The organism is Knoellia remsis, assembly GCF_003002895.1.
GTDB classification, from domain to species: domain Bacteria; phylum Actinomycetota; class Actinomycetes; order Actinomycetales; family Dermatophilaceae; genus Knoellia; species Knoellia remsis.
On the sequence record NZ_PVTI01000019.1, the window covers coordinates 49,136 to 71,904 of the forward strand.

21 protein-coding genes and 2 tRNA genes are annotated in these 22,769 nt (G+C 71.0%); 9 read left to right on the plus strand and 14 right to left on the minus strand.

The window, feature by feature from the left end; translation table 11 throughout:
- Window positions 1-30: 30 nt before the first annotated feature.
- Window positions 31-1,305: an ATP-dependent Clp protease ATP-binding subunit ClpX gene (clpX, locus tag BCF74_RS11735; protein WP_106298148.1), complete on the minus strand. Its 1,275-nt coding sequence runs from the start codon at window positions 1,303-1,305 to the stop codon at window positions 31-33.
- A gap of 349 nt (window positions 1,306-1,654) precedes the next feature.
- Between clpX and BCF74_RS11740 the strand changes: the two genes are divergently transcribed.
- A complete protein-coding gene (locus tag BCF74_RS11740) occupies window positions 1,655-2,692 on the plus strand; it encodes a TerC family protein (RefSeq protein WP_170070230.1) in 1,038 nt (345 codons plus the stop codon).
- A gap of 206 nt (window positions 2,693-2,898) precedes the next feature.
- Here the strand turns inward: BCF74_RS11740 and BCF74_RS11745 are convergent, their stop codons facing one another.
- The 3 genes from BCF74_RS11745 to BCF74_RS11755 all read right to left on the minus strand — a co-directional run bounded on the left by BCF74_RS11745 (window position 2,899) and on the right by BCF74_RS11755 (window position 5,751).
- Complete coding sequence (locus tag BCF74_RS11745) at window positions 2,899-3,558, minus strand: ATP-dependent Clp protease proteolytic subunit (RefSeq protein WP_106298149.1); 660 nt, start codon at window positions 3,556-3,558, stop codon at window positions 2,899-2,901.
- A gap of 29 nt (window positions 3,559-3,587) precedes the next feature.
- Complete coding sequence (locus BCF74_RS11750) at window positions 3,588-4,211, minus strand: ATP-dependent Clp protease proteolytic subunit (RefSeq protein ID WP_106298150.1); 624 nt, start codon at window positions 4,209-4,211, stop codon at window positions 3,588-3,590.
- Between the two features lie 232 nt (window positions 4,212-4,443).
- Window positions 4,444-5,751, minus strand: a complete 1,308-nt coding sequence (locus BCF74_RS11755) for an MFS transporter (RefSeq protein ID WP_245889321.1) — start codon at window positions 5,749-5,751, stop codon at window positions 4,444-4,446.
- A 58-nt stretch (window positions 5,752-5,809) separates the two neighbouring features.
- Here BCF74_RS11755 and BCF74_RS11760 point away from each other — a divergent pair, with 58 nt between their 5' ends.
- Entirely contained in the window at window positions 5,810-6,895 is a 1,086-nt protein-coding gene (locus BCF74_RS11760) for a LacI family DNA-binding transcriptional regulator (RefSeq protein ID WP_245889322.1), read from the plus strand.
- 43 nt (window positions 6,896-6,938) lie between these two features.
- On the opposite strand, the gene BCF74_RS11765 is transcribed toward BCF74_RS11760, so the two are convergent.
- The 3 genes from BCF74_RS11765 to tig all read right to left on the minus strand — a co-directional run bounded on the left by BCF74_RS11765 (window position 6,939) and on the right by tig (window position 10,647).
- Entirely contained in the window at window positions 6,939-8,429 is a 1,491-nt protein-coding gene (locus BCF74_RS11765; RefSeq protein WP_106298152.1) for a Gfo/Idh/MocA family protein, read from the minus strand.
- Window positions 8,430-8,588: 159 nt separating this feature from the next.
- Complete coding sequence (locus BCF74_RS11770; protein ID WP_106298153.1) at window positions 8,589-9,056, minus strand: SRPBCC family protein; 468 nt, start codon at window positions 9,054-9,056, stop codon at window positions 8,589-8,591.
- A 217-nt stretch (window positions 9,057-9,273) separates the two neighbouring features.
- Window positions 9,274-10,647 (minus strand): trigger factor, encoded by a 1,374-nt coding sequence (gene tig, locus BCF74_RS11775; RefSeq protein ID WP_106298154.1) that lies wholly within the window; start codon window positions 10,645-10,647, stop codon window positions 9,274-9,276.
- Window positions 10,648-10,940: 293 nt separating this feature from the next.
- On the opposite strand from tig, the gene BCF74_RS11780 reads away from it, so the two are divergent.
- Window positions 10,941-11,888, plus strand: coding sequence for a zinc metalloprotease (locus BCF74_RS11780; RefSeq protein ID WP_106298155.1), 948 nt, complete (start codon window positions 10,941-10,943; stop codon window positions 11,886-11,888).
- A 97-nt stretch (window positions 11,889-11,985) separates the two neighbouring features.
- On the opposite strand, the gene BCF74_RS11785 is transcribed toward BCF74_RS11780, so the two are convergent.
- Both BCF74_RS11785 and BCF74_RS11790 read right to left on the minus strand, forming a co-directional pair.
- Window positions 11,986-12,651, minus strand: coding sequence for a potassium channel family protein (locus tag BCF74_RS11785; RefSeq protein WP_218279259.1), 666 nt, complete (start codon window positions 12,649-12,651; stop codon window positions 11,986-11,988).
- Window positions 12,644-13,615 carry a TrkH family potassium uptake protein gene (locus BCF74_RS11790; protein ID WP_342747572.1) on the minus strand — a complete coding sequence of 324 codons (972 nt, stop codon included), beginning with the start codon at window positions 13,613-13,615 and terminating at the stop codon, window positions 12,644-12,646. The genes BCF74_RS11785 and BCF74_RS11790 overlap by 8 nt, the downstream gene beginning before the upstream one ends.
- On the opposite strand from BCF74_RS11790, the gene BCF74_RS17930 reads away from it, so the two are divergent.
- Entirely contained in the window at window positions 13,572-14,024 is a 453-nt protein-coding gene (locus BCF74_RS17930) for a hypothetical protein (RefSeq protein ID WP_342747573.1), read from the plus strand. The two genes, BCF74_RS11790 and BCF74_RS17930, sit on opposite strands and share 44 nt — an antisense overlap.
- 245 nt (window positions 14,025-14,269) lie before the next feature.
- Here the strand turns inward: BCF74_RS17930 and BCF74_RS11795 are convergent.
- Window positions 14,270-14,343 (minus strand) — tRNA-Pro (locus BCF74_RS11795).
- 138 nt (window positions 14,344-14,481) lie between these two features.
- Between BCF74_RS11795 and BCF74_RS11800 the strand changes: the two genes are divergently transcribed.
- Window positions 14,482-14,555: transfer RNA gene (locus tag BCF74_RS11800), tRNA-Gly, on the plus strand.
- 14 nt (window positions 14,556-14,569) lie between these two features.
- Here the strand turns inward: BCF74_RS11800 and trmB are convergent.
- Window positions 14,570-15,256, minus strand: coding sequence for a tRNA (guanosine(46)-N7)-methyltransferase TrmB (gene trmB / locus BCF74_RS11805; RefSeq protein ID WP_245889323.1), 687 nt, complete (start codon window positions 15,254-15,256; stop codon window positions 14,570-14,572).
- A 237-nt stretch (window positions 15,257-15,493) separates the two neighbouring features.
- Here trmB and BCF74_RS11810 point away from each other — a divergent pair, with 237 nt between their 5' ends.
- The 4 genes from BCF74_RS11810 to BCF74_RS11825 are packed head-to-tail and all read left to right on the plus strand — an operon-like array spanning window position 15,494 to window position 20,058.
- On the plus strand, window positions 15,494-18,571 hold the full coding sequence (locus tag BCF74_RS11810) for a sensor histidine kinase (RefSeq protein WP_106298156.1): 3,078 nt from the start codon (window positions 15,494-15,496) through the stop codon (window positions 18,569-18,571).
- Window positions 18,568-19,011, plus strand: a complete 444-nt coding sequence (locus BCF74_RS11815; RefSeq protein WP_106298157.1) for a roadblock/LC7 domain-containing protein — start codon at window positions 18,568-18,570, stop codon at window positions 19,009-19,011. The genes BCF74_RS11810 and BCF74_RS11815 overlap by 4 nt, the downstream gene beginning before the upstream one ends.
- An 11-nt stretch (window positions 19,012-19,022) precedes the next feature.
- Window positions 19,023-19,469 (plus strand): DUF742 domain-containing protein, encoded by a 447-nt coding sequence (locus BCF74_RS11820; protein WP_106298158.1) that lies wholly within the window; start codon window positions 19,023-19,025, stop codon window positions 19,467-19,469.
- The gene (locus BCF74_RS11825; protein WP_106298159.1) at window positions 19,450-20,058 is read left to right on the plus strand and encodes a GTP-binding protein; all 609 of its coding nucleotides are present in this window, start codon (window positions 19,450-19,452) and stop codon (window positions 20,056-20,058) included. Before BCF74_RS11820 ends, BCF74_RS11825 begins: the two co-directional genes overlap by 20 nt.
- Before the next feature lie 235 nt (window positions 20,059-20,293).
- On the opposite strand, the gene BCF74_RS11830 is transcribed toward BCF74_RS11825, so the two are convergent.
- The 3 genes from BCF74_RS11830 to BCF74_RS11840 form a co-directional block, all read right to left on the minus strand.
- On the minus strand, window positions 20,294-21,406 hold the full coding sequence (locus BCF74_RS11830) for a PP2C family protein-serine/threonine phosphatase (RefSeq protein WP_106298160.1): 1,113 nt from the start codon (window positions 21,404-21,406) through the stop codon (window positions 20,294-20,296).
- Window positions 21,407-21,522: 116 nt separating this feature from the next.
- On the minus strand, window positions 21,523-21,990 hold the full coding sequence (locus BCF74_RS11835; RefSeq protein ID WP_106298161.1) for a ribose-5-phosphate isomerase: 468 nt from the start codon (window positions 21,988-21,990) through the stop codon (window positions 21,523-21,525).
- Window positions 21,991-22,050: 60 nt separating this feature from the next.
- The gene (locus BCF74_RS11840; RefSeq protein ID WP_106298162.1) at window positions 22,051-22,662 is read right to left on the minus strand and encodes a mycothiol-dependent nitroreductase Rv2466c family protein; all 612 of its coding nucleotides are present in this window, start codon (window positions 22,660-22,662) and stop codon (window positions 22,051-22,053) included.
- Window positions 22,663-22,769 lie beyond the last annotated feature (107 nt).

Here is a 22,769-nt window from a genome sequence, read left to right on the forward strand (position 1 = left end):
CGCGCAAGGCCGCGGTCGCCACGGTGAGGGTCAGGCGGTGCGCTTGCGGCGCTTGGGACCCTCGTCGCGGCGCACGATCGTCGGCAGGACGTTCTTGCGGACGACCTCGTCGGTGACGACGACCTTGGTGATCTCGTCGTCGCTCGGCACGTCGAACATCACCGGGAGGAGGACCTCCTCCATGATCGCGCGCAGGCCGCGGGCGCCGGTGCCGCGCGCGAGCGCCTGCTCGGCGACGGCCTCGATCGCCTCGTCGGTGAACTCGAGCTCGACACCGTCGATGCGGAACATCTTCTGGTACTGCTTCACCAGGGCGTTGCGCGGCTCGGTGAGGATCTGGACGAGGGCGCTCGTGTCGAGCGGCGCGACCGTCGTGATGACGGGCAGGCGGCCGATGAACTCGGGGATGAGCCCGAACTTCATCAGGTCCTCGGGCATGACCTCGTGGATCGACTCGGCGAGGTCCTTGGGCGTGTGCAGCTCGGAGCCGAAGCCGAGGCCCTTCTTGCCGTTGCGCGACTCGATGAGCTTCTCGAGGCCGGCGAACGCGCCGCCGACGATGAAGAGCACGTTCGTCGTGTCGATCTGGATGAACTCCTGGTGCGGGTGCTTGCGGCCACCCTGCGGCGGCACGCTCGCGGTCGTGCCCTCGAGGATCTTGAGCAGCGCCTGCTGCACGCCCTCACCGGAGACGTCGCGCGTGATCGACGGGTTCTCGGACTTGCGGGCGATCTTGTCGACCTCGTCGATGTAGATGATCCCCGTCTCGGCCTTCTTGACGTCGTAGTCGGCGGCCTGGATGAGCTTGAGGAGGATGTTCTCGACGTCCTCGCCGACGTAGCCGGCCTCGGTCAGGGCCGTCGCGTCGGCGATGGCGAACGGGACGTTGAGCATCTTGGCCAGCGTCTGCGCGAGGTAGGTCTTGCCGCAGCCGGTCGGGCCGATGAGCAGGATGTTCGACTTGGCGATGTCGACGTGGTCGGCGTCCTTCTTGCCGATGGCGTCGCCGGCCTGGATCCGCTTGTAGTGGTTGTAGACGGCGACGGCGAGCGCCTTCTTGGCGACGTCCTGGCCGATGATGTACTGCTGGAGGAAGTCGAAGATCTCGCGCGGCTTGGGCAGCTCGTCGAGGCCGCCGAGGTCGCTGGTCTCGGCCAGCTCCTCCTCGATGATCTCGTTGCAGAGCTCGATGCACTCGTCGCAGATGTACACCGCCGGTCCGGCGATGAGCTTCTTGACCTGCTTCTGGGACTTGCCGCAGAAGGAGCACTTCAGCAGGTCGCTGGTCTCTCCGACTCGTGCCACGGGCTTCCGGTCCCTTCCTCCAAGACAGTGGGGCCGCCGACGCCACGGCGGGGAGCCGGGGCCTTCGACGCGACCGACGCTACCTCGCGGGGGCGTCGTCTCCTCCCATTGAACGCCCCGAAGGGCGCGCGCGTCGCGCTTGTCCGCTCAGGGCGGACACGGCATACGGCATCTCGGTATGCCGTCCGCGGATTTGGCGCGGCCCGCTCGGCTTCGTAGGATGGAGCCACGAGGGGAGTACTTCCCAAGTTCGACTCGGTCAGTTCGAGCGCTCAGCAGCGCTCCCGGGTCGACGCCGCAGCCGCGGTGAAGGAGACCTCAGACCCACCAGTGATCTGAGGTTTCATCCATGCAGTCATCCCTGCTCGCTGCCGAGGGCGCCACCGGCGCCGTCGACTCCATCGGCACGCCGATGCTCTGGGGCGCGACGATCGCCGCCGTGCTCGTGCTCGTCGTGCTCGACTTCCTGCTCACCCGCAAGCCGCACGAGGTCTCGATGCGCGAGGCCATCGGCTGGTCCTCGTTCTACGTGGCCCTGCCCGTGGCGTTCGGTGTCTTCATCTGGAGCCGCTTCGGCGGCCAGATCGGGCTCGAGTACTACACCGGCTACCTCGTCGAGAAGTCGCTCTCCGTCGACAACCTCTTCGTCTTCATGCTCGTGCTCGCGGCGTTCGCCGTGCCGCGCGAGCTGCAGCAGCGCGTCCTCCTCATCGGCGTCGTCGGCGCCCTCGTCCTGCGCGGCATCTTCATCGCCCTCGGCGCACAGATGCTCGCGAACTTCGACTGGACCTTCCTGCTCTTCGGGCTCATCCTGCTCGTCACCGGCGTCAAGCTGCTCCGGGACGCGATCAAGGACACCGAGCACAACGTCGACCCGAACACGATGCGCACGACCCGCCTCGTCCGCCGGTTCATGCCGGTGACCGACGACTACCGCGGCACGGCGTTCTCGGTGCGCGAGGCCGGTCGGCGGGCTCTCACCCCGCTCGCGCTCGTGACCATCGCGATCCTCGGCACCGACATCGTCTTCGCCGTCGACTCGGTGCCCGCCGTCTACGGCATCACCGGCGACCCGTACCTCGTCTTCGCGACGAACGCGTTCGCGCTGCTCGGCCTGCGCGCCCTCTACTTCGTCCTCGAGGGCGCCCTGTCCAAGCTCGTGCACCTCGGCTACGGCCTCGCCGCGATCCTCGGCTTCATCGGCGTCAAGCTCGTCCTGCACTGGGCGCACGGCATCTGGGCGTGGGTGCCCACCGTGCCGATCGTCGCCTCGCTCGTCGTCATCGTCGGCATCCTCGCCATCGTCACCGTGACGAGCCTGCGGGCCAGCAAGAAGGCTGAGCTCGAGGCCGCCGAGGACTCCCTCGTCGGCGCCGACGAGCACTGAGCCCCGCGAGGGTCACGCCGGGTCGGCTCGGCTCGGGTCGGCGTGGCTCGCCTCGCCGGCGGCGTCTCGATTCGCCGGACGTCCCGCGAATCGAGACCTCCGTGGCGAGACGAGCTCCGGGATGCCCACCGAGCAAGCCCAAACGCAGGTATGCCGGCCGCTCACGGTGAGCGGCCGGCATACCGGCGTCGTGGACGGGCGAGCGGTCAGCTCTCGAGAGCGGCCTTGCGCGAGGAGAGCACCTCGTCGATGAGGCCGTACTCCTTGGCCTCCTCGGCCGAGAGGATCTTGTCGCGCTCGATGTCCTTGCGGACCTGCTCCACGGAGCGGCCGGAGTGCTTCGAGAGGGTCTCCTCGAGCCACTCGCGCATGCGCAGCACCTCGTTGGCGTGGATCTCGAGGTCGGAAGCCATGCCACCCGTGCCCTCGATCGCGGGCTGGTGGATGAGCACCCGCGAGTTCGGCAGGGCGTAGCGCTTGCCCTCGGCGCCGGCGCCGAGGAGCACCGCCGCCGCCGACGCGGCCTGGCCGACGACGAACGTCTGCACGTCGGGGCGGATGTACTGCATCGTGTCGTAGATCGCGGTCATCGCCGTGAACGAGCCACCGGGGCTGTTGATGTACATGAGGATGTCGCGGTCCGGGTCCTGGGACTCGAGCACGATGAGCTGGGCGATGACGTCGTCGGCGGACGCGTCGTCGACCTGCACGCCGAGGAAGATGATCCGGTCCTCGAAGAGCTTGGTGTAGGGGTCGGTCCGCTTCATGCCGTAGGAGGTGCGCTCCTCGAACTGCGGCAGGATGTAGCGGCTGGACGGGCCGGGCACGGCGAGGCCGCTGGGGCGAGTGGGGTAGTTCGCGTTCATGAGTCTCTTTCGCTCGTCTCGTCGGCGGGTCAGTCGGTGACCGGGTTGTCGGTGCTCTTGCCGGCCTGCTCGGCGCGCGAGAACACGTGGTCGACGAAGCCGTACTCCTTGGCCTCCTCGGCCGTGAACCAGCGGTCGCGGTCGGAGTCCTTCTCGATCTGCTCGACGCTCTGGCCGGTGTGCTCGGCGATGAGGTCGGCCATCTGCTTCTTGATGTGCAGCAGCTGCTCGGCCTGGATCTTGATGTCGGACGCGGTGCCGCCGATCCCGCCGGACGGCTGGTGCATCATGACGCGCGCGTGCGGCGTGGCGTAGCGCTTGCCCTTGGTGCCGGCGGAGAGCAGGAACTGCCCCATCGACGCGGCCATGCCCATCGCAACCGTCGCGACGTCGTTGGGCACCCACTGCATGGTGTCGAAGATCGCCATGCCGGCGGTCACGGAGCCACCGGGGCTGTTGATGTAGAGCCAGATGTCCTTCTCGGAGTCCTCCGCGGCGAGCAGGAGCATCTGGGCGCAGATGGCGTTGGCGTTGTCGTCACGCACGTCCGAGCCGAGGAAGATGATCCGCTCCTTGAGGAGGCGGTTGTAGATGCTGTCGTCGAGCCCGAGCTTCTCGCCCTGACCGGCCGCGACGATCTCGTTGCTGCTCACGCTGGTTCGCTCCTGCCGTGATGGTGGTCGTGCCTTTCGCTGACCCTAACGCGCAGGGTCGGTGCGGCACTCCCACCGGGGGTCCGTGTTCGCCCTGAGCACAACCGGCTCAGGTTTCCGGTATGCCGATCGGCAAGGCGTCCCACCTGTCCCCCGGGCGTGCGTCTGCGTGGATGGTGAGGTTCTCGACCATCCACGCAGACGTAAGCCATCGGGAGTGGGGGTATGCCGGTCAGCGGGCTTCGTGGGCTTCGGCACCGTCGCGGGTGGCCGGGACCGCGGGGCTCTGCGGACCCTGGGGGACGTCCGGCGCCGGCCGGTCCCCCGACTCGCGCACGCTCTCGAGGATGAGCTGGACGAGCAGCGCCATCGTGCCGACGGCGAGCAGGCTGCGCAGCACGCCGACGTGGTCGCCGAGGAACCCGAGCGCCGGAGGCCCGGCGATGAAGGCGAAGTAGCCGATCGTCGCGACGACGGACATCCGGGCGCCGGCGCGCTTCGGGTCGTCGGCACTGGCGCTCATGCCGACCGGGAAGCCGAGCGAGACGCCGACACCCCAGATCGCCGCACCGAGGAAGGCCATCCACGCGGTACCGAAGATGACGAGCAGGGAGCCGACGACGGCGGCCGCGAAGGTGACCCGCAGGACGGGCACCCGTCCGTAGGTGTCGAGCCAGCGGGTTCCGAGGAGCCGCCCGACCGTCATGAAGGTGAGGAAGGTGGCGAAGGCGAGGACGCCGGCCCACGCGGGCAGCTCGTGACCCTCGACGAAGGCGACGGCGAGCCAGTCGTTGGCGGTGCCCTCGGTGAAGGCCGCGACGAGGGTGACGAGGCCGATGAGCAGCGTGCGCGGCTCGAGCCAGGCCGAGCGCGGCGCGGCGCCGCGCGCTCCCCCGGTCCCCTCGGCGGCGTCCTGCTCCGCCTGCTCCTGGGCGTGCGCCGCCTCCTCGACCGAACGCGGCAGGAACGAGCGCATGGCCCAGAAGCCCGCGGCGGTCACGAGCAGAGCCGACCCCAGCAGGTGCGGCAGCAGCGGCACCTTCGCCCACGACATCCCGGAGCCGATGAGCGCCGACGCGACCGTGCCACCGCTGAAGGCGGCGTGGAACTGGGGCATCACCGTCTGGCCCAGGAGGCGCTCGACCGTCGCGCCCTCGAGGTTCATCGCGACATCCCAGATGCCGATGCCCGTCCCGATGAGGAAGAGGCCCAGGCCCAGGACGAGCCGCGACTGTGCGATGTCGACGCCGAACCCGACGGTGGTGAACCCGACGATGCCGGCGAGCATGCCGGCTCTGATCGTCGCGACCGCGCCGAAGCGGTCGGCGATGCGGCCGGTCAGCGGCATGGCCAGCATCGACCCGGCCGACATGGCGAAGAGGGTGGCACCGAGCTGGCCGGCGGAGAGGTCGAGACCGGCCTTGGCGTCGGCGATCCGCGACGCCCACGTCGCGAAGGCGACTCCCGCGAGGGCGAAGACGACGAAGACGGCCGTGCGCGCGGTGACGACACGCTCTCGGGGCAGGACGGTGGTGCTCACGGTGTTCCTTGTCGGGCCGGGTGACGAATCGAATCGATTCGACTGTAATCTCTTCCCCATGCCGAAGTCCAGTCGCCCGCCGGGTCGGAGCCGCAAGGTGACGCTGCGCGACGTCGCCGACACCGCGGGCGTCTCGATCAGCACCGCCTCGCTCGTCTTCAGCGGCCGCGGTCCCGTCGCCGCGGCGACGGCGGACAAGGTCCGCACGGCCGCGCAGTCGCTGGGGTATGCCGGCCCGGACCCGCTCGCGAGCTCGCTGCGGCAGGGCCGTTCGGGCACCGTTGCGGTCATCGTCGAGGATCGCCTGCTGCACGCCTTCCGTGACCCGTTCGCCCTCACCGTGCTCGACGGGCTGGCACAGGAGCTCGACGCGATGGGCCAGAGCATGCTGCTCATCGCCGACCCGGGGGGCGAGGAGCAGGCCAACCCGCTTGCCGGGCACGCCCTCGACGCGGCCGTCTTCCCGCTGTGCGGCCGGACCGACTCCCCCTTCGTCGAGCACCTGCTCGCCCGGGACATCCCGATGGTCGGCGCCGGCTCTCCGCGGGACGACCGGGTGAGCCATGTCCTCGTCGACGAGCGCGGGGCCTCACGAGCCGCGACCGAGCACCTGCTCGACCTCGGCCACACGCGCGTCGCGCACGTCCTCATGCCGCTCGGCCCACGCCACTCCACGCGCGCGGTCGCACCGGGCGACGCGACCGTGGAGCTGGAGCGGGCGGCATACCCCGACGCTCGCGACCGCACACTCGGGTTCCTCGACGCAGCGCCCGACGGGCGGCTCGTCGAGACGGCCGAGGCCGACGTCGCCGAGGGCGAGCGCGCCGGGCGACTGCTCCTCGACGTCCCCCCAGGGCAGCGACCCACGGGGATCGTCGCACAGTCGGATCTGTTGGCAGCAGGGGTGATTCGCGCCGCGGAGGCTCTCAGGCTCGACGTCCCGGACGACGTGTCGGTCGTCGGCTTCGACGGCGTGGAGCTGCCGTGGCTCGACCACCGTCTGACGACCATCGTCCAGCCCGGTGAACCCAAGGGCCGGCTGCTCGGCCAGCTCGCCCGTGACGCCCTCGCGGGCGAGCCGACCCGCGACGTGCCCCTCGAGGTCACGCTGCGGGTCGGCTCGACGACTGCGCCACCGCCCTGAGCGCCTCACCCGGGCTGCGAACCCGGGTCAGGCACTGCTGCGATCAGGAGGCGAGCCGCTGCGACGTGGGAGTGCTGTCGAGCTTCGTCGCGGCCACGGGCGCGTCCGGCGTGGGCGGCATGTCGGTCTCCTCCGAGTCCAGGCCCGCGCGCGGCCGCGACCACGCACCACGGGTGAAGTCGGGCACCGCGACCGGGCGGCCACCCTTCTCCAGCGATGCGACGCTGAGCGGCACGGGCGAACACCAGGCGGCCGAGTCGTAGACGTCGATGTCGGGCACCTGCCCGGTCCGCATCTGCTGGACGACCCGCCACTGCAGGACGTAGTCCATGCCGCCGTGCCCACCGTTGGCCGCGGCGTCGTCGCCGACCTTCTTCCAGAGCCAGTGGTCGTACTCGTCCCGGTAAGGCTTGAAGCCGCGCCACGCGTGGTTCGTGTGGTCCGGCTCGACGTAGATCCGCGCGCCCGTCGGGTCGCCGCCGACGTAGTCCTCCATGATCCCGCGGTCGCCGGCGAGGCTGTTGATCCGGCTGTACGGACGCGGCGAGGAGACGTCGTGCTCGGCGCGGATGATGCGCCCCCGCTCGGTCTCGATGAGGCAGGTGACGAGGTCGCCGTTGATGTACGTCTCCCTCCACGACGGGTGGCTGCGCGGGACGAACCGCTCACGGTAGTCCGCGAGGCCCTTCGCCTCGGTCGAGGTCGCCCGCAGGGTCGCGAACCGGTCGCCGCGGTTGACGTCCATCGCGGCCGCGATCGGCGCGAGACCGTGCATCGGGTAGAAGCTCGCGATGCTGCGGGTGTGCCAGAGCCGCCGCCACGCGTCGGTGTAGTACGTGTCCGAGAAGAGCAGCGCCCGCAGGTCGTGCAGGTAGCCGCCGTGCCCGTTCGTCACCTCGCCGAAGACGCCGTCGTGGGCCATCTTGAGCATGGCCAGCTCGTTACGGCCGTAGCTGCAGTTCTCCATGAGGAAGAGGTGCTTGCGGGTCTTCTCGGACGTGTCGACGAGGTCCCACAGCTGCTTGAGCTCGGTCGCGATCGGCAGCTCGATGCCGACGTGACGGCCGGAGAGCAGGGCGGCCCGACCCTGGCTGTAGTGGAACTCCCACGGCGTCGCGACATAGACGAAGTCGATGTCGTCGCGCTCCAGCATCTGGCTGTAGCCGTTCGCACCGCTCAACGTGGCGGGGCGCGGACGCCCGGCCGCGGCGACCCGGTCTGCGACCCGCTCCGCGCGCTCGCCCCGGATGTCGCAGACCGCGGTGACGCGGGCCCCGGGAACGGCGGCCCAGCCGCTCGTCATGCCCGTGCCCCGGTTGCCGAGCCCGACGACGGCGATCCGCACCGTCTCGTGGACCTCGTAGGGGACGCCGATCATGGTGCGCCGGCCCTTGGCGGCCGCCGGGGCGCGGCCCGTCGAGGTGTCGACCACGGCTTCGGCGGCGGCTGCGGGCGAGCCCGCCAGGCCCACGGCTCCGGCCGCGAGCGTGCCGCCGAGGAGCGCACGACGTGTGGGTTGGAAGTGTTCGGACATCACTGACCACCTTCGTCGGGGGCTCACCCGCCATTGGGTGACCCGGTACCCACGAACCTCCCGCACCTCGCCGGGCGTCGCAACATTTGTGCGCGAAAAGCAGGAGAAGTGATCAGATCCGCTCAACTTGCGCGAGTCGGGTGAGCGAACGGCCGCCAGTCACGACCCGCTGGCGGCCTCCGCGAGCTTGGCGAGGGAGTCCTCGAGCTGCTCCTCCTTGACGAGCGGGAACTTCACCTTCTTGAGCAGCTCAGGGTCGGTGACCTTGCTCCAGTCGTAGGTCAGGGTCGCGAGGGTCTGGTCCGGCCCCTGCGCCTCGAGCTCCCAGACCCACTCCCAGCCCTTGGGGTCGGTGCCGGCGGGCGCGGTCTGCCACGCGAGCAGGGCGTTCTTGGAGTAGCCGGTGACGTGGTTGTCGGTCTGGTAGTCGCCGCCCATGTGGTCGCCGGTCATGTTCATCGTGAAGACGTCGCCGACGGCCTGGATGCGGTTGGACTTCTCGTCGCTGCGCACGAAGCCGGAGCCGTCGATCTCGGCGTGCCGCTGCGGGTTGCTCAGGACGTCGAAGACGGCGTCGGCCGAGGCGTCGATGGTGCGCGAAACGGTGATCTTGGTGTTGTCGCTCATGCTCGATCCTCACCACGGTTTGCGGGCCGCCGCAACCCCCGCGACCTGCGGCATCACCCAACGGAATCGGCAATCAGTGGCCGACCCAGCGAACGGAATCGGCAATCAGTCGGGGAAGCCGGCCCGGGATGGGAGCAGACACACGTATGCCGGGTGCGCACCTCGCGAGGTGCGCACCCGGCATACGTGGTGGTCCGGAACGGCGGAGGACCGTGGGTCAGGCCTTGGTCGGCTCCTCCGACGCGGCCGCCTCGGTCTGCTCGTCGGCGTCGAGCTCGGCTCCGACCTCGTCACCCTCCTCGAGCGCCGGGTCGACCGTCTCGGCCTGCGGCACGAGCTCGTTGAGGTCGATGACGGTGCCGTCGGTGTCGGTGACCTTGGCCTTCTCGAGGACGGCGGCGAGCGCCTTGCGGCGAGCCACCTCCTGGACCATCGCGGGGACCTGGCCCTGCTGGTCGATGGCCTGGGCGAACTGGTTCGGGTCCATGCCGTACTGCTGGGCGCTCATGATGAGGTACTCGATGAGCTCGGGCTGCTCGACGGAGATCTCGAGCTTCTCGGCGAGCGCGTCGAGGACGAACTGGCCCTTGAGCGCCTTGCGGGTGCTCTCGTCGACCTCGGCACGGTGCTCGTCGTCCTCGAGCCGGCCCTCGCCCTCGAGGTGGCTGGTGACCTCGGCCTCGACGATGCCGTCGGGCACGGGGACGTCGGTCTGGTCGAGGAGGTGCTCGAGGACCTTGTCGCGGGCCTGGACGCCCTGCTCGAACTTCTTGGCCTGCTCGGCCTGCTTCGCGACGTCGGCGCGCAGCTCCTCGAGGGTGTCGAACTCCGAGGCGAGCTGGGCGAACTCGTCGTCGAGCTCGGGGAGCTCACGGACCTTGACGGACTGGACGGTGACGGTGCACTCCGCGTCCTGGCCCTCGCGGTCGCCGCCGGCGAGCGGGGCGGTGAACGTCTTGGTGTCGCCGGCCTTCGCGCCGAGGACGGCGTCGTCGAGACCCTCGAGCATGTTGCCGGAGCCGACCTCGTAGGTGACGCCCTCGACGGCGTCGATGTCCTCGTCACCGATCTTGGCGGAGAGGTCGATGGAGAGGACGTCGCCGTCCTCGACGGCGCGGTCGACGGCTGCGAGAGTGCCGAAGCGCTGGCGCAGCGTCGTGAGGCGCTCGTCGATGTCCTCGTCGGTCGCGGCGACCGTGTCGACCTGGACCTCGATGCCCTCGAGCTCGGGCAGCTCGATCTCGGGACGCACGTCGGTCTCGACGGTGAACTCGAAGTCCTGGCCATCCTCGAGGGGCACGGCGGTGACGTCGACCTCGGGCTGGCCGATGGCCTTGACGCCCTCGGCGTCGAGCGCCTCCGAGTAGAAGCGCGGGAGCGCCTCGTTGACGGCCTCCTGGACGACGGCGCCGCGACCGACGCGCTGGTCGATGATCCGCGCCGGGACCTTGCCCTTGCGGAAGCCGGGGATCTGGACCTGGGAGCCGATCGTCGCGTAGGCCTTGTCGAGTTCGGGCTTGAGCTCGTCGAAGGGGACCTCGACGATGAGCTTGACCCGGGTCGGGCTGAGGGTCTCGACGGCACTCTTCACTTCAGGCACTCCACACGTGTTGGGATCACTGGTTCGGGATCGCGGATTCGATCACGGGTTGCTGCGGGCGTCTGTCCCGCGAAGATCACGGATCGGTGGGCCGGCCGGAAGGCTGAGATGGACGCGCGGGGCGCGCGCACGGCATACCGAGGAAATCAACGCGGCCCATGCTAACGAACCGGGCGCGGCCCACCGAATCCTTGGCCCGATCCACCCCACGGCCGGGGCGTTCGGCGCTACGGTCCGAGAAGGCGGCCCGACCGGGCCGACCGCCCGCTCCCGAGGAGTACTCCATGTCACGACGCCTCTTCCGTCCCGCGCTGGGCGCCATCGCGCTCGCCGCGTCGACGCTCACCGTGTCCGCGCCCGCGACCGTGAGCGCCGCACCCACGCCCTCCCCCGCCGTCGCCGAGTGCGCCGACGGGTCCGGTGCCGCGGGCTCCGCCGCCCGCGTCCGCGACGACGCCAAGAACGCCAAGGAGCCCGAGCTCTACAGCAAGAACGAGGCCAACGCCTACGGCGTCCTGCCCAGCTCGCCGCTCATGGCCGCCGGGTCGGTGACGATCCCGACCGTCTTCCACGTCGTCTCGAAGTCGACGCTTGACGCGGCCGCGAAGACGCGCATGCAGACGATGATCGACGCGCAGATGGACGTCCTCAACGACTCCTTCTCCGGGGCGACGGCGCCGGACGCCGCGGACTCGCCGTTCCGCTTCGAGCTCACCGACACGACGTGGACGGTCAACGAGACGTGGAACACCGTGACGCCGGGCAAGGCCGAGCGCGACATGAAGAAGGCGCTCTACACCGGTGACTCGACGACGCTCAACGTCTACGTCGCCGACATCGGTGACGGCCTCCTCGGCTGGGCGTACTTCCCCAAGGGCTACAACAACGGTCGCGACTACATCGACGGCGTCGTCATGCTCGACGAGTCGATGCCGGGCGGCACCGCCGGCAAGTACTCCCTCGGCGACACCCTCGTCCACGAGGTCGGCCACTGGATGATGCTCGAACACACCTTCGCCGGTGGCTGCTCGGCGCGCGGCGACTGGGTCGCGGACACCCCGCGCGAGGCCGTCCCGCAGTTCAACTGCCCCGTCGGCGCCGACACGTGTGCCGCGCCCGGGCTCGACCCGATCCACAACTTCATGGACTACACCCAGGACTCCTGCATGAACATGTTCACGCCGGGCCAGGTGCAGCGCATGAACGACGCCTGGCTCGCCTTCAGAGCCTGACGCTCACTGCACGAACACGACAACGGGTATGCCGTTCGCTCTGGTGAGCGAACGGCATACCCGTTGTGGCAGTGGGCTTTTCGCGGCGTATGCCGTGTCAGTCCTGGTTGCTGAAGGTCTCGACCCTGCGCCGGTCGCCGGAGACGATGAGCAGCTGGCCGTCCTCGACGACGGTCTCGGGGGTGGCGTAGGTGAAGTCCTCGTCGCGCGACTTCACGCCGACGATGGTGACTCCCCAGCGCGAGCGCACCCCGGCCTCCGCGAGGGTCTTGCCGAGGATGCCGCGCGGCGGGCGGGTCTTGACGATGGCGTAGCCGTCGTCGAACTCGATGTAGTCGAGCATCTTGCCGCGGACGAGGTGGGCGGTGCGCCGGCCCATCTCGTGCTCGGGGCGCACGACGTGCTCGACGCCGATCTGCTCGAGGGTCTTGGCCTGCGACTCCGACGTCGCCTTGGCCCAGATGTGCGAGACGTCGAGGCTGCGCAGGACGAACGCCGTGAGCACGCTCGCCTCGAGCGAGGACCCGATGGCGATGACGGCGCGGTCGAAGTCCTGGATCGAGAGCTGCTTGAGGGCCTCCGCGTCGGTCGAGTCGGCCTCGACGACATGGGTGAGCCGTCCCGCCAGCCCTTGGACGACGCGAGGGTCGGTGTCGATGCCGAGAACCTCGATGCCGTCGCCCTCGAGCTCGAGGGCGAGAGACTTGCCGAACCGACCGAGGCCGATGACGACGACGGCGTCGTCGCCGATGTTCTTAGCCAATGAGGGGCCATCCTTCCGCGTGCGAGTAGCGGCGCTGGCGTTCGCGCAGCGCGAGGGCCGAGACGAGCGTGACCGGACCGAGGCGTCCGAGGAACATGAGGAAGACGAGGACGACCTGCCCCGCCGGCGGCATGTCCGGCGTGATCCCGGTGGAGAGGCCGACGGTCGCGAAGGCGCTCGTCGTCTCGAACAGGACGTCCCGGAAGACGAAGTCGGTGACGAGGGTGAGGACCATCGTCGAGCCGACCACCGCCGCGACGCCGAGCAGGGCCACGGTGATGGCCTGGCGGATCGTGCGCTCCCCGATGCGGCGGCCGAACGCCACGACCTCACGCTCGCCACGGACCTCGGCAACGATGACGAAGAAGAGGACGACGAACGTCGTGACCTTGAGTCCACCGGCGGTTCCGGCCGAACCGCCACCGACGAACATGAGCATGATCGTGCCGAGCAGCGTCTCGTCCGTCGCCTCGCCGTAGTCCCAGGCGTTGAAGCCGGCGGTGCGCGGCTGGACCGCGTGGAAGAACCCGGCGAGCAGCTTGTGCGGCGCGCTGAGGGTGCCGATCGTCCCGTCGTTGCCCCACTCGGCGGCGGTCACGAAGACCCAGCCACCGACCAGGAGGACGGCGGTCATGAAGATCGTCAGCTTCGTGTGCAGGGACCAGCGGCGCGGGCGGCGCTGCCGGGCCAGCTCGAGGATGACGGGGAAGCCGAGACCGCCGGTGATGATGGCGACGCAGATCGGCAGCGCGATCCACGGGTCGGTGAGGAAGCCCATGAGGTTGTCGCTGTAGAGCGCGAAGCCGGCGTTGTTGAAGCTCGAGACCGCGTGGAAGACACCGAGCTGGATCGCGCGCGGGAGGTCCTCGCCGAGCCCGAGCCAGAAGCGGAGCGTCAGTGCCGTCGCGACGATCGCCTCGATGGTGAGCGTGATGGTGAAGACGCCGACGAGGACGGCGCGCACATCGCCGATGCCGCTCTTGGTCTCCGCGGCCGGACTTCAAGCCGATGCGCCGCGAGACGAGCAGCGCGAGGAGGGAGGCGATCGTCATGATCCCGAAGCCGCCGACCTGGATGAGGCCGAGGATGACGGCCTGCCCGAAACCGCTCCAGTAGAGCTCGGTGTCGACCGTCGTCAGCCCGGTCACGCACACCGCACTCGTCGAGGTGAAGAGCGCCGTGATGAAGGGCGCGCCGCCGGTGCCGGCACCCGCGCGGGAGATCGGCAGCATGAGCAGGAGGGTCCCGACGAGGATGGCGCCGCCGAACGCAGCCACGACGACCTGGCCCGGATGAGTGAAGATCCGGACCGGCTTGGCGGCGCGCGTCGGGCTGGGCGCGCCCGTGCTGGGGAGGGCGGGCATCGCGGATGAGAATGCCACGCAGATCCGGTATGCCGCGCATCGGCTCGCGAGGTGACCTCCCCCTCGATGGGGTAGCCAGAGCCGCCGGGTCCGCACCGGTCGGGGTAGTCAGAGCCGCCGGGTCCCCACCGGTCGGGGTAGCCAGAGCCGCCGGGTCCGCGGGTCCGTCCCTGACCCCCGGGACCCGGACTCCCATCATCCGGCTCCCCCACGACGATGCCCGCGTGCGCTTCGCGCATCGCGGGCATCGTTCGTCGGGGTAGCCAGATTCGAACTGGCGACCTTCCGCTCCCAAAGCGGACGCGCTACCAAGCTGCGCCATACCCCGGTCGGCCGCGCGCGGCATACGACATGGTCGGGACACGAGGACGGTCCGACCGATTTCGGATCCCGCGCAGGCGGCCACTAGGCTAACCCCTGCTCCAGCGCCCACCGCGACCGTCTCGACTGCGGCAGGCAGGAGCGCGCGGGTGTAGCTCAATGGTAGAGCCTCAGTCTTCCAAACTGATTACGCGAGTTCGATTCTCGTCACCCGCTCCACGCAGCAGCCGCGGTCAGTCCTGCCGCACAAGCAAGAGCTCGGTGACCGTGCGACCCGCGCGCCGACCCTTCGCCTCGAAGCCGTCCTGCGGACGCCACGCCGGCCGCTCCCCCTCGACGACACGCCACCCCCCGTGGTACGCGACCTGCTCGCGCACGTGGGCGGCATACACGTCGTGGTCGGTCGCGATCCGCAGCACGCCACCGCGCTCGAGCCGGTCGGCGAGGAGGGTGAGCGTGTGCTGCTGTATGAACCGACGCTTCGCGTGCCGGGCCTTCGGCCACGGGTCGGGGAAGAAGAGGTGCACCGCGTGCAGCGAGCCGGTCGGGATGCGGTTCGTGAGCAGCGGCATCGCGTCACCGGGGTGGACCCAGAGGTTCGTCACGGCGTGCGGCTCGGCGGCGGCGAGCATGCGGGCGACGCCCGGGACGTGGACCTCGACGGTGAGGACGTCGTGCTCGGGGTGCGTGAGCGCGTAGGCGAGGGCGGCGGCTCCGTGACCGGAGCCGATCTCGAGCACGACGGGGGCGGCGCGGCCGAACCAGGCCTCGGGATCGAGGTCACCCGACTCCGGGATCGCATGGTGCGGGAGCAGCCGCTCCATCCGCTCGGCCGTGAGCGGCGAGTTGCGCCACCGGGGGGTGAAGGTCCGCACGCCCTCGCGGGGCGTGTGGTCGAGGGTCGGGTGCGCGTCGGACACCGCACGAGGCTAACGGGTCCGGCCGTGCCCTCCTGACCCGTTCGGAGGGGGTTCCGCCAACCCTGCACTGGACAGCGGCGTGTCCTGCTACGGTCCCCCGACGAGTGTGGTACGCCGCGCGCGCTTCGCCATGCCCACCCACCGACCGTGTCCGGCTCGCCCCGACGCGGCCGCAAGGGATGGCGTGACGAGGCTCGGGTGGCGGCAGGGAGCACGACACGGAATCGAGGAACCCACGTGAGCGACACGGAGAACGCCGAGAGCGGCGCGACGTCCGAGGACGTCCCGTGGTTCGACATCAGTGAGTGGTCGCTCCGCCGCAAGCTGGCGCTGGCGCTCGCCATCCCCATGCTGCTCGCCGCGACGTTCGGGGGGATGCGCGTCGTCGGCGCCGCCCAGGACGCCGCGAACTTCGCCCAGCTCAAGTCCCGGGTCGGAGTGCTCCAGCCCACGGTCCGCCTCGTCGACAGCACGTCCGCCATGGTCGTGGCCGGCCGGGGGGCCGACCCGGGGGCGGTGCAACGCACCCGCACGGCATTCGACGCGGCCGCGGTGGACCTGCGCTCGGCGATCGGCGACTCCGGCATCGGCGAGGAGCAGACGACGGCGCTCACTCAGGCGCTCGCCGCCGCCCAGGGGCTGCGCGACTCGCCCGCCGACGCCCCGGCCGCCACGGTGTCGTCGCAGTTCGGCGAGCTCGTGACGCTCGTCGGCCCGGTCCTCAGCAACCTCACCGGTGAGACCTCGGACACCCGGCTGACGACGATCCGCGACATCCTCGCGGGCCAGGTGGCGCTCACCGAGCAGCGGCTCCTCACAACGTCCCGCGACGGCCTGCAGAAGGTCGATGCCCTCGCCCTCGGCAACGCCATCGGCGAGGAGGCCACCGCCATCACCGCACTCGAGGGCAGCCTCGGCGCGACGAACAGCTTCGTCGACGCCCTCGCGTCCGGCAACGAGCTGCGGCTCACGGCGGCCCCGGAGGTCGCCGCGGGCACCTCCGCTCTCCCCCGCGCGCAGGACGCGTCCAGCGTCTACACCAACCTTGCGGACCGCGTCACGGGCGACGTCGTCGAGACGATGTCGGATCGGGCTGCGGACGCGCGGGCCACGGCGATCCGCGACTCGATCTTCACCCTCGGCCTGCTCGCCGTCGCCGTCGGGCTCGCGCTCGCCGTCGCGAGGATGCTGCTCGACCCGATCCGCCGTGTGCGCGAGGGCGCGCTGGACATCGCGCAGGTCCAGCTGCCGGCGGCGCTCACCGACATCCGCGCCGGCAAGGTCCCCGCACCGGTCGAGCCACTCCCGGTCCACACCGGTGAGGAGACCGGTCAGCTCGCCCGTGCCGTCGACACCCTGCACAGCGAAGCCATCCACCTCGCCACCGAGCAGGCCCGGCTGCGTGAACAGGTCCGGGCGATGTTCGAGACGCTCTCGCGGCGCAGCACCTCGCTCGTCAACCAGCAGCTCGGCGTCATCGAGAACCTCGAGCGCGAGGAGGACGACCCGCGCCGACTCGAGAGCCTCTTCCGCCTCGACCACCTCGCGGCCCGGATCCGCCGGAACGGAGACAGCCTGCTCGTCCTCGCCGGCGCGCCGTCGCGCACCATCGCCGGAGCCGACCTCCCGCTCGGCGACGTCGTGCGCGCCGCGATCTCGGAGGTGCAGGACTACCAGCGCGTGCGGCTCTCGGTCACCGACCTCGTCATCCCTGCCGAGGCGGCGCCGGACCTCGTCCACCTCTTCGCCGAGCTCATCGACAACGCGCTCGCCTACTCGCCGCCGGAGAGCCGGGTCAACGTGCTCACCCTCCGCGGCGTCGATGGCGGCACCCTCGTCGAGATCGTCGACCAGGGCCTCGGCATGACCCCCGAGGACATGTCGGCCACGAACGCCTCGCTCGTCACCGGCGGGGAGGTCACCACCGAGACAGCGCGCCGGATGGGCCTCTACGTCGTGGGCCAGCTCGCCGCCCGCCACGGCGTCACGGTCCACCTGAGGGCCAACCCCGACGGAAGCGGGACGATCGCGTCCGTCATGCTGCCGTCGGCGTTGCTCAACCCGACGCAGGCCGCTCCGGAACCGTCGACCGGGGCGACCGACGGCGACGACGTGACGGTCCTGCAGCCGTCGGCCGACCCCGGCTCGCCCGAGGCAACCGGGGCGCCCGCCGGCTCCCCGACAGGTCGACCGCGCCTCACCGCCGTACCCGGCCAGCTGTCCACCCTCCGTTCCGAGCTGGCCACCCGGGTGAACCCCATCACCGGGCCCATGCCCCGCATCACCCCGACCATGCTGCCCCCGGTCGTGGGCACACCGCCGGCTGTCGACGGGGCTGAGACCCGCGCCGACTCGGGACCACTCGACGACACCGGGCCGCAGTCCACGCAGACGGACGACGTCGCGGCCGGCTCCGAGTCCGGCCTGCCCCGGCGGCGCCCCGGGGCCACCGGCGCGGGGGCCGCGCCCTTCGGCACCGACGCGAGCCCAGCGGGTCCGGCCCGACCAGCGTGGGCCGTCCGCAAGCCGGCCGCGCCCACCGACACCTCCGCGGAGACCCCCTCCGACGCCGGTCGGGGCGACGGCTCGCTGCCTGCCCTGCCGCGGCGTGATGGGTTCGGCGCGCTGGGTGCGCTCCGGGCCCGTGAGGCCGAGGGCGCCGAGGCCACCAAGGCCGCCAAGGCCGCCAAGGCCGGCGAGGACTCACTGACGCGGCCGAACGCTCCGGCGTCGACCCAGCCGGCCCCGGCCCCTGCCCCCGACACGGGGGCCGACGACGAGCGCACCTGGTCGGAGGCGGACTTCCCGGCGGCCGATCCTCACGACCCCAGCCAGCCGACCCCGCTCGCCGAGACCCCCATCTTCACGGATCTCCAGTCGAGCTGGCTCACCGAGAACGACGACGAGCTGCCCTGGGCGAGCGAGTCGATCGACGAGGGGTGGCTCGCGGCCGAGCGGGTCGCGGCCAAGGAGGTCGACAGCTCCGCCGGCACGTCCGCCAGCGGGCTCCCCGTGCGCCGCCCCGGCTCGAGCCTCGTGCCCGGCCAGACGGGTGTCGGGCGGCACGCGGCAACCGCTCGCGACCCCGAGGCCATCCGGGCCCACCTCAACCGCCACCTCGCCGGCGTCCGCCGTGGCCGCCTGGAGGGGAGCACCGACAGCTCGGGGTCGACCGGCGAACCGGCCGGCAACGGGGCCGGTGTGGCGACGGACGCCGCACCTGACGACGACGCCATGGTCACCACCGTCGGGGCGACCGGACCGGCCGACCCGACGACGCAGCCGACGAGAGACGAGGAGCGGGACCGCTCATGACCGAGTACTCGGGTACCTACAACGGGGCCACTGCCACCGGAACGACGACGGGACGCAACCTCGACTGGGTCGTCTCCCGGTTCGTCGACGACGTCGCGGGCGCGACCCACGCGATCCTCGTCTCCGCCGACGGACTCCTCGTCGCCGGGAGCTCGCGCCTGCCCGCCGACCGCGCGGAGCAGATGGCTGCCGTCTCGTCCGGACTGGCCAGCCTCGCGACCGGTGCGGCCCAGCTCTTCGATGGTGGCGCGGTGCTCCAGACCGTCGTCGAGATGGAGCGCGGCTACCTCCTCCTCATGAGCGTCGGTGACGGCTCGCACCTCGCAGTCCTCACCGCCGCTGACGCCGACCTCGGACAGGTCGGCTACGAGATGGCCCTCCTCGTCCAGCGGGTGGGCCCGATGATCCAGGCCGAGGCACGCGGCCTCGGCCACGGCTGACGGATGCCGCCATGGCCGACAACTCTCCCCGACCGCGACCCGACCGATCCGACGGGCTCGACCGACCCGTCCGACCCGGACGCCCCGACGACCACGAGGACGAGCACACCCCCCTCGCTGGCATCGTTCGCCCGTACGCCCTGACCTCCGGACGCACCCACAGCTCGGTCGACCTGCCCGTCGAGGCTCTCGTCGAAAGCCTCCCCCGTGCCGACGACCACGACTGGACCGGGCAGGACCAGGTCGCCGCGATCGTCGCCGCCTGCGACGAGCGCACCTCCGTCGCCGAGGTGTCGGCGCAGGTCGGTCTACCCATCGGCGTCGTCCGGGTGCTCCTCGGCGACCTCGTCGAGCAGGGCTTCGTCACAGTCTCCTCCGCCACCCTCACCGACGCCTCGAGTGTCGGCGAGCGCCGGAGCCTCATCGAAAGGACCCTCCGTGGACTTCGCGCCATCTAGGTCGGCCTCCGCCGGCGCCGCGTCGACGAAGATCGTCGTCGCCGGTGGCTTCGGGGTCGGCAAGACGACGCTCGTCGGGACGGTCTCGGAGATCCTGCCGCTGCGCACCGAGGCGCTCGTCACCAAGGAGTCGGTCGGCGTCGACGACCTCACGAACACTCCGAACAAGTCGTCGACGACCGTCGCGATGGACTTCGGCAGGATCACGCTCGGTGACGACCTCGTCCTCTATCTCTTCGGGACGCCGGGTCAGCGCCGCTTCTGGTTCATGTGGGACGACCTCGTCCGTGGCGCCATCGGGGCAGTCATCCTCGTCGACACCGATCGGCTGGACGAGGCCTTCGCGGCGGTCGACTACTTCGAGGCCAAGGGCCTGCCGTTCATCGTCGCGGTCAACGAGTTCGACGGCGCCCGTCGCTACCCCCTCGAGGAGGTGCGGGACGCTCTCGCCCTGCCGCCGCACACGCCCGTCATGGCGATCGACGCCCGCGAGCGCGAGTCGGCGAAGGCGGCGCTCATCCGCGTCACCGAGTACGCCCTCGAGCAGCTCGTCGGCGGGCAGCGTCAGCCGTCGATGGGCGCGAGCTGACAAGACGCGTTCCGGCTCGCGAGCCGTCGCGTGCTTCGTGGGCCGGTTCGATCCGGCCGACGAACGACGGCGCGGCTCGCGAGCCGTCTTGCGCAGCCGTATGCCGGCCGCGCGCCACTGTGCCGCCGTATGCCGGCCGCGCACCGCTCGGGCAGGCGTATGCCGTCCGCGCCGCTCACCAGTGCCGGCCGCGCACCTCTGTGCCCACCGTATGCCGGGGTGCCCCCGGCTCAGCTCAGCGGCGGGTGATGACGAAGACGGCCCGGTCGTCGTCCTCGCCGGAGCGGGCCGAGGACACGACGGCCTCGGCGACCGACCCGCTCGCGCGGACGATGGCGTCGGAGGCGGCACCCAGCATGCGGTCGGTGCCCTCGGTGAGGTCGTGCCCGCGGGACTCGATGATGCCGTCGGAGTAGATCATCAGCGCGTCGCCCATGTCGAGAGTGCCGTGGGTGCGCGTGAACGAGACGCCGTGCATGATCCCGAGGACCGGGCCCCGACCGCCCTCGAGGACCTCCCACGTGCCGCTGCCGACGTCGTAGTGCGCCGCCGACGGATGCCCGGCGTTGCCGACGGAGAACTCGCCGGTGTCGAGGTTGATGTCGACGTGCACCGCGGTGGCGAAGCCCTCCTCCCAGCCCTGCCGGACGAGGTAGGTGTTCGCCGCGTCGAGGAACTCGCGCGGCGGCAGCGAGCCGAGGAGGGCGCCGAGGGCACCGCACAGGAGCATCGAGCGGGTCCCCGCCTCGCGGCCCTTGCCGCTGACGTCGACGAGGGCGACCTCGAGGTGGCGCCCGTCGTGGGTGCGGTCGGCGACCATGAAGTCCCCGGAGAAGCCCTCGCCGTAGGCGGAGTGCACCTCGCTCTCCGCGGTCCACCCGCTCGGCAGGCCGGGCAGCGTCGCCGCGCGGGCGATGCGGTCCCGCAGGTCGACGAAGAGGTTCTCGCCGTGGAAGCCCGTCGACCCGACCCGCACTCGCGACGACGCGACGATGACCATCATCACCATGAGCGCGCACAGTGACGCCGCGGTGAGGGTGACGGCGGTGACGCCCATCGGCAGCCGCGGGGCCGCGGTGCACAGGCCGACGACGATGATGATGTAGAGCGCGACGAGGTGCCGGTGCGGCAGGTAGAGCCCACTCAGCAGGATGAACGGCGCGAGCGCGACGAGGGGCACCCGTGTCGGCCAGGCCACGACGGCGAGGACGAAGACGAACGCCAGCAGGACGAGCAGCGAGAAGACCAGCCGGTCACGGCGCGGTCCGGCGGAGGCCACCACCGGGCCGAGCCGTCGGGTGAGCGTCGTGGGATCCCTGCGCGACAGGACGCTGAGGTCCGTGGCCACCAGCTGTGTCTCCTGTTCCTGGGCAGCACTGCGGGGTCACAGTAACTCACCAGTAGCCCACGCGGAAGACCCGCGGCGCTGGGCCATCCGGGCTGGTCAGCGCCGGTGCGGAGGCCTCAGGGCAGGTCGGGCAGGCTGCCGTCCCGCTCGTACGCGCTGACCATGTCGATACGCCGCTGGTGGCGCTCCTCGCCGGAGAACGCGGTGCTGAGGAAGATGCGCACCATCGAGCGCGCCTCCTCCACGGTGTTCATCCGGCCGCCGATGGAGATGACCTGCGCGTCGTTGTGCTCGCGCGCGAGCTGGGCGAGCTCGTCGTTGTAGCACAGCGCGGCCCGGACGCCCTCGACCTTGTTCGCGGCCATCTGCTCGCCGTTGCCGGAGCCGCCGAGGACGATGCCGAGCGATCCGGGCTCCTCCGCGACCGCGCGCGCCGCGCGCAGGACGAAGACCGGGTAGTCGTCCTGCGGGTCGAGCTCGAAGGGGCCGTGGTTGGTCACCTCATGCCCCTCCTCCTCGAGGAAGCCGATGAGGTCCTGCTGCAGGTCGTATGCCGCGTGGTCGCCGCCGATGTGGACGCGCATCGTGGGGGTGCCTTCCGTGGTGGGTCGAAGCGAGGGTCGGGAACGCCGGAGGGGTCGGGCTCAGTCGAACTGCGGGTCGGCGTCGCGGGTGCGCTTGAGCTCGTAGAACCCGGGCGTGTTCGCGACGAGGACGCAGCCGTCCCAGAGCTTGCCGGCCGCCTCGCCCTTGGGGGCGGGGGTGACGACGGGGCCGAAGAACGCGACACCGTCGACGGCGACGACGGGCGTGCCGACGTCGTCACCGACGAGGTCGAGCGCCTGCTGCGTCGAGGCCCGCATCTGCTCGTCGTACTCGTCGGTGTCGGCGAACCGCGCGAGGTCGGCAGGCAGCCCGGCCCCCTCGAGCCCGATCCGGATGGCCTCGGCGTAGTCCTTGGTGCCGCCGGGGTGGATCGCCGTGCCGATGGCGTCGTAGAGCGGCTTGACGGCCTCCTGCCCGTGCAGCTCGCGGGCGGCCGTGACGACGCGGGCCGGACCCCAGCCGCGGTCGAGCATCGCGCGGTAGTCGTCGGGCAGGTCACGTCCCTCGTTGAGGACGGCGAGGCTGAACGGGTGCCACGTGACGTCGACGGGGCGGACCTGCTCGACCTCACCCATCCAGCGCGAGGTCATCCACGCCCACGGGCACAGCGGGTCGAACCAGAAGTCGGCGGAGTGGCGCGTGTCGCTCATGCGCTCATCGTGCCACTCCCCTTCTGCCCCGGGGCGGGCAGCACCGTCGGCGGCGCGTGCGAGGATGGCGAGGAGCCGGCCGAGGGCGCGCCTCGCGACGCCGCGGC

Coding starts and splice junctions, on each gene's coding strand:
- BCF74_RS17930 (WP_342747573.1), top strand. CDS start 13,572: ATGGTGAGCGTGATGGTGAAGACGCCGACGAGGACGGCGCGCACATCG.
- BCF74_RS11770 (WP_106298153.1), bottom strand. CDS start 9,056: ATGAGCGACAACACCAAGATCACCGTTTCGCGCACCATCGACGCCTCG.
- BCF74_RS11740 (WP_170070230.1), top strand. CDS start 1,655: ATGCAGTCATCCCTGCTCGCTGCCGAGGGCGCCACCGGCGCCGTCGAC.
- BCF74_RS11835 (WP_106298161.1), bottom strand. CDS start 21,990: ATGCGCGTCCACATCGGCGGCGACCACGCGGCATACGACCTGCAGCAG.
- BCF74_RS11780 (WP_106298155.1), top strand. CDS start 10,941: ATGTCACGACGCCTCTTCCGTCCCGCGCTGGGCGCCATCGCGCTCGCC.
- BCF74_RS11765 (WP_106298152.1), bottom strand. CDS start 8,429: ATGTCCGAACACTTCCAACCCACACGTCGTGCGCTCCTCGGCGGCACG.
- BCF74_RS11760 (WP_245889322.1), top strand. CDS start 5,810: ATGCCGAAGTCCAGTCGCCCGCCGGGTCGGAGCCGCAAGGTGACGCTG.
- BCF74_RS11840 (WP_106298162.1), bottom strand. CDS start 22,662: ATGAGCGACACGCGCCACTCCGCCGACTTCTGGTTCGACCCGCTGTGC.
- BCF74_RS11815 (WP_106298157.1), top strand. CDS start 18,568: ATGACCGAGTACTCGGGTACCTACAACGGGGCCACTGCCACCGGAACG.
- BCF74_RS11745 (WP_106298149.1), bottom strand. CDS start 3,558: ATGAACGCGAACTACCCCACTCGCCCCAGCGGCCTCGCCGTGCCCGGC.
- BCF74_RS11820 (WP_106298158.1), top strand. CDS start 19,023: ATGGCCGACAACTCTCCCCGACCGCGACCCGACCGATCCGACGGGCTC.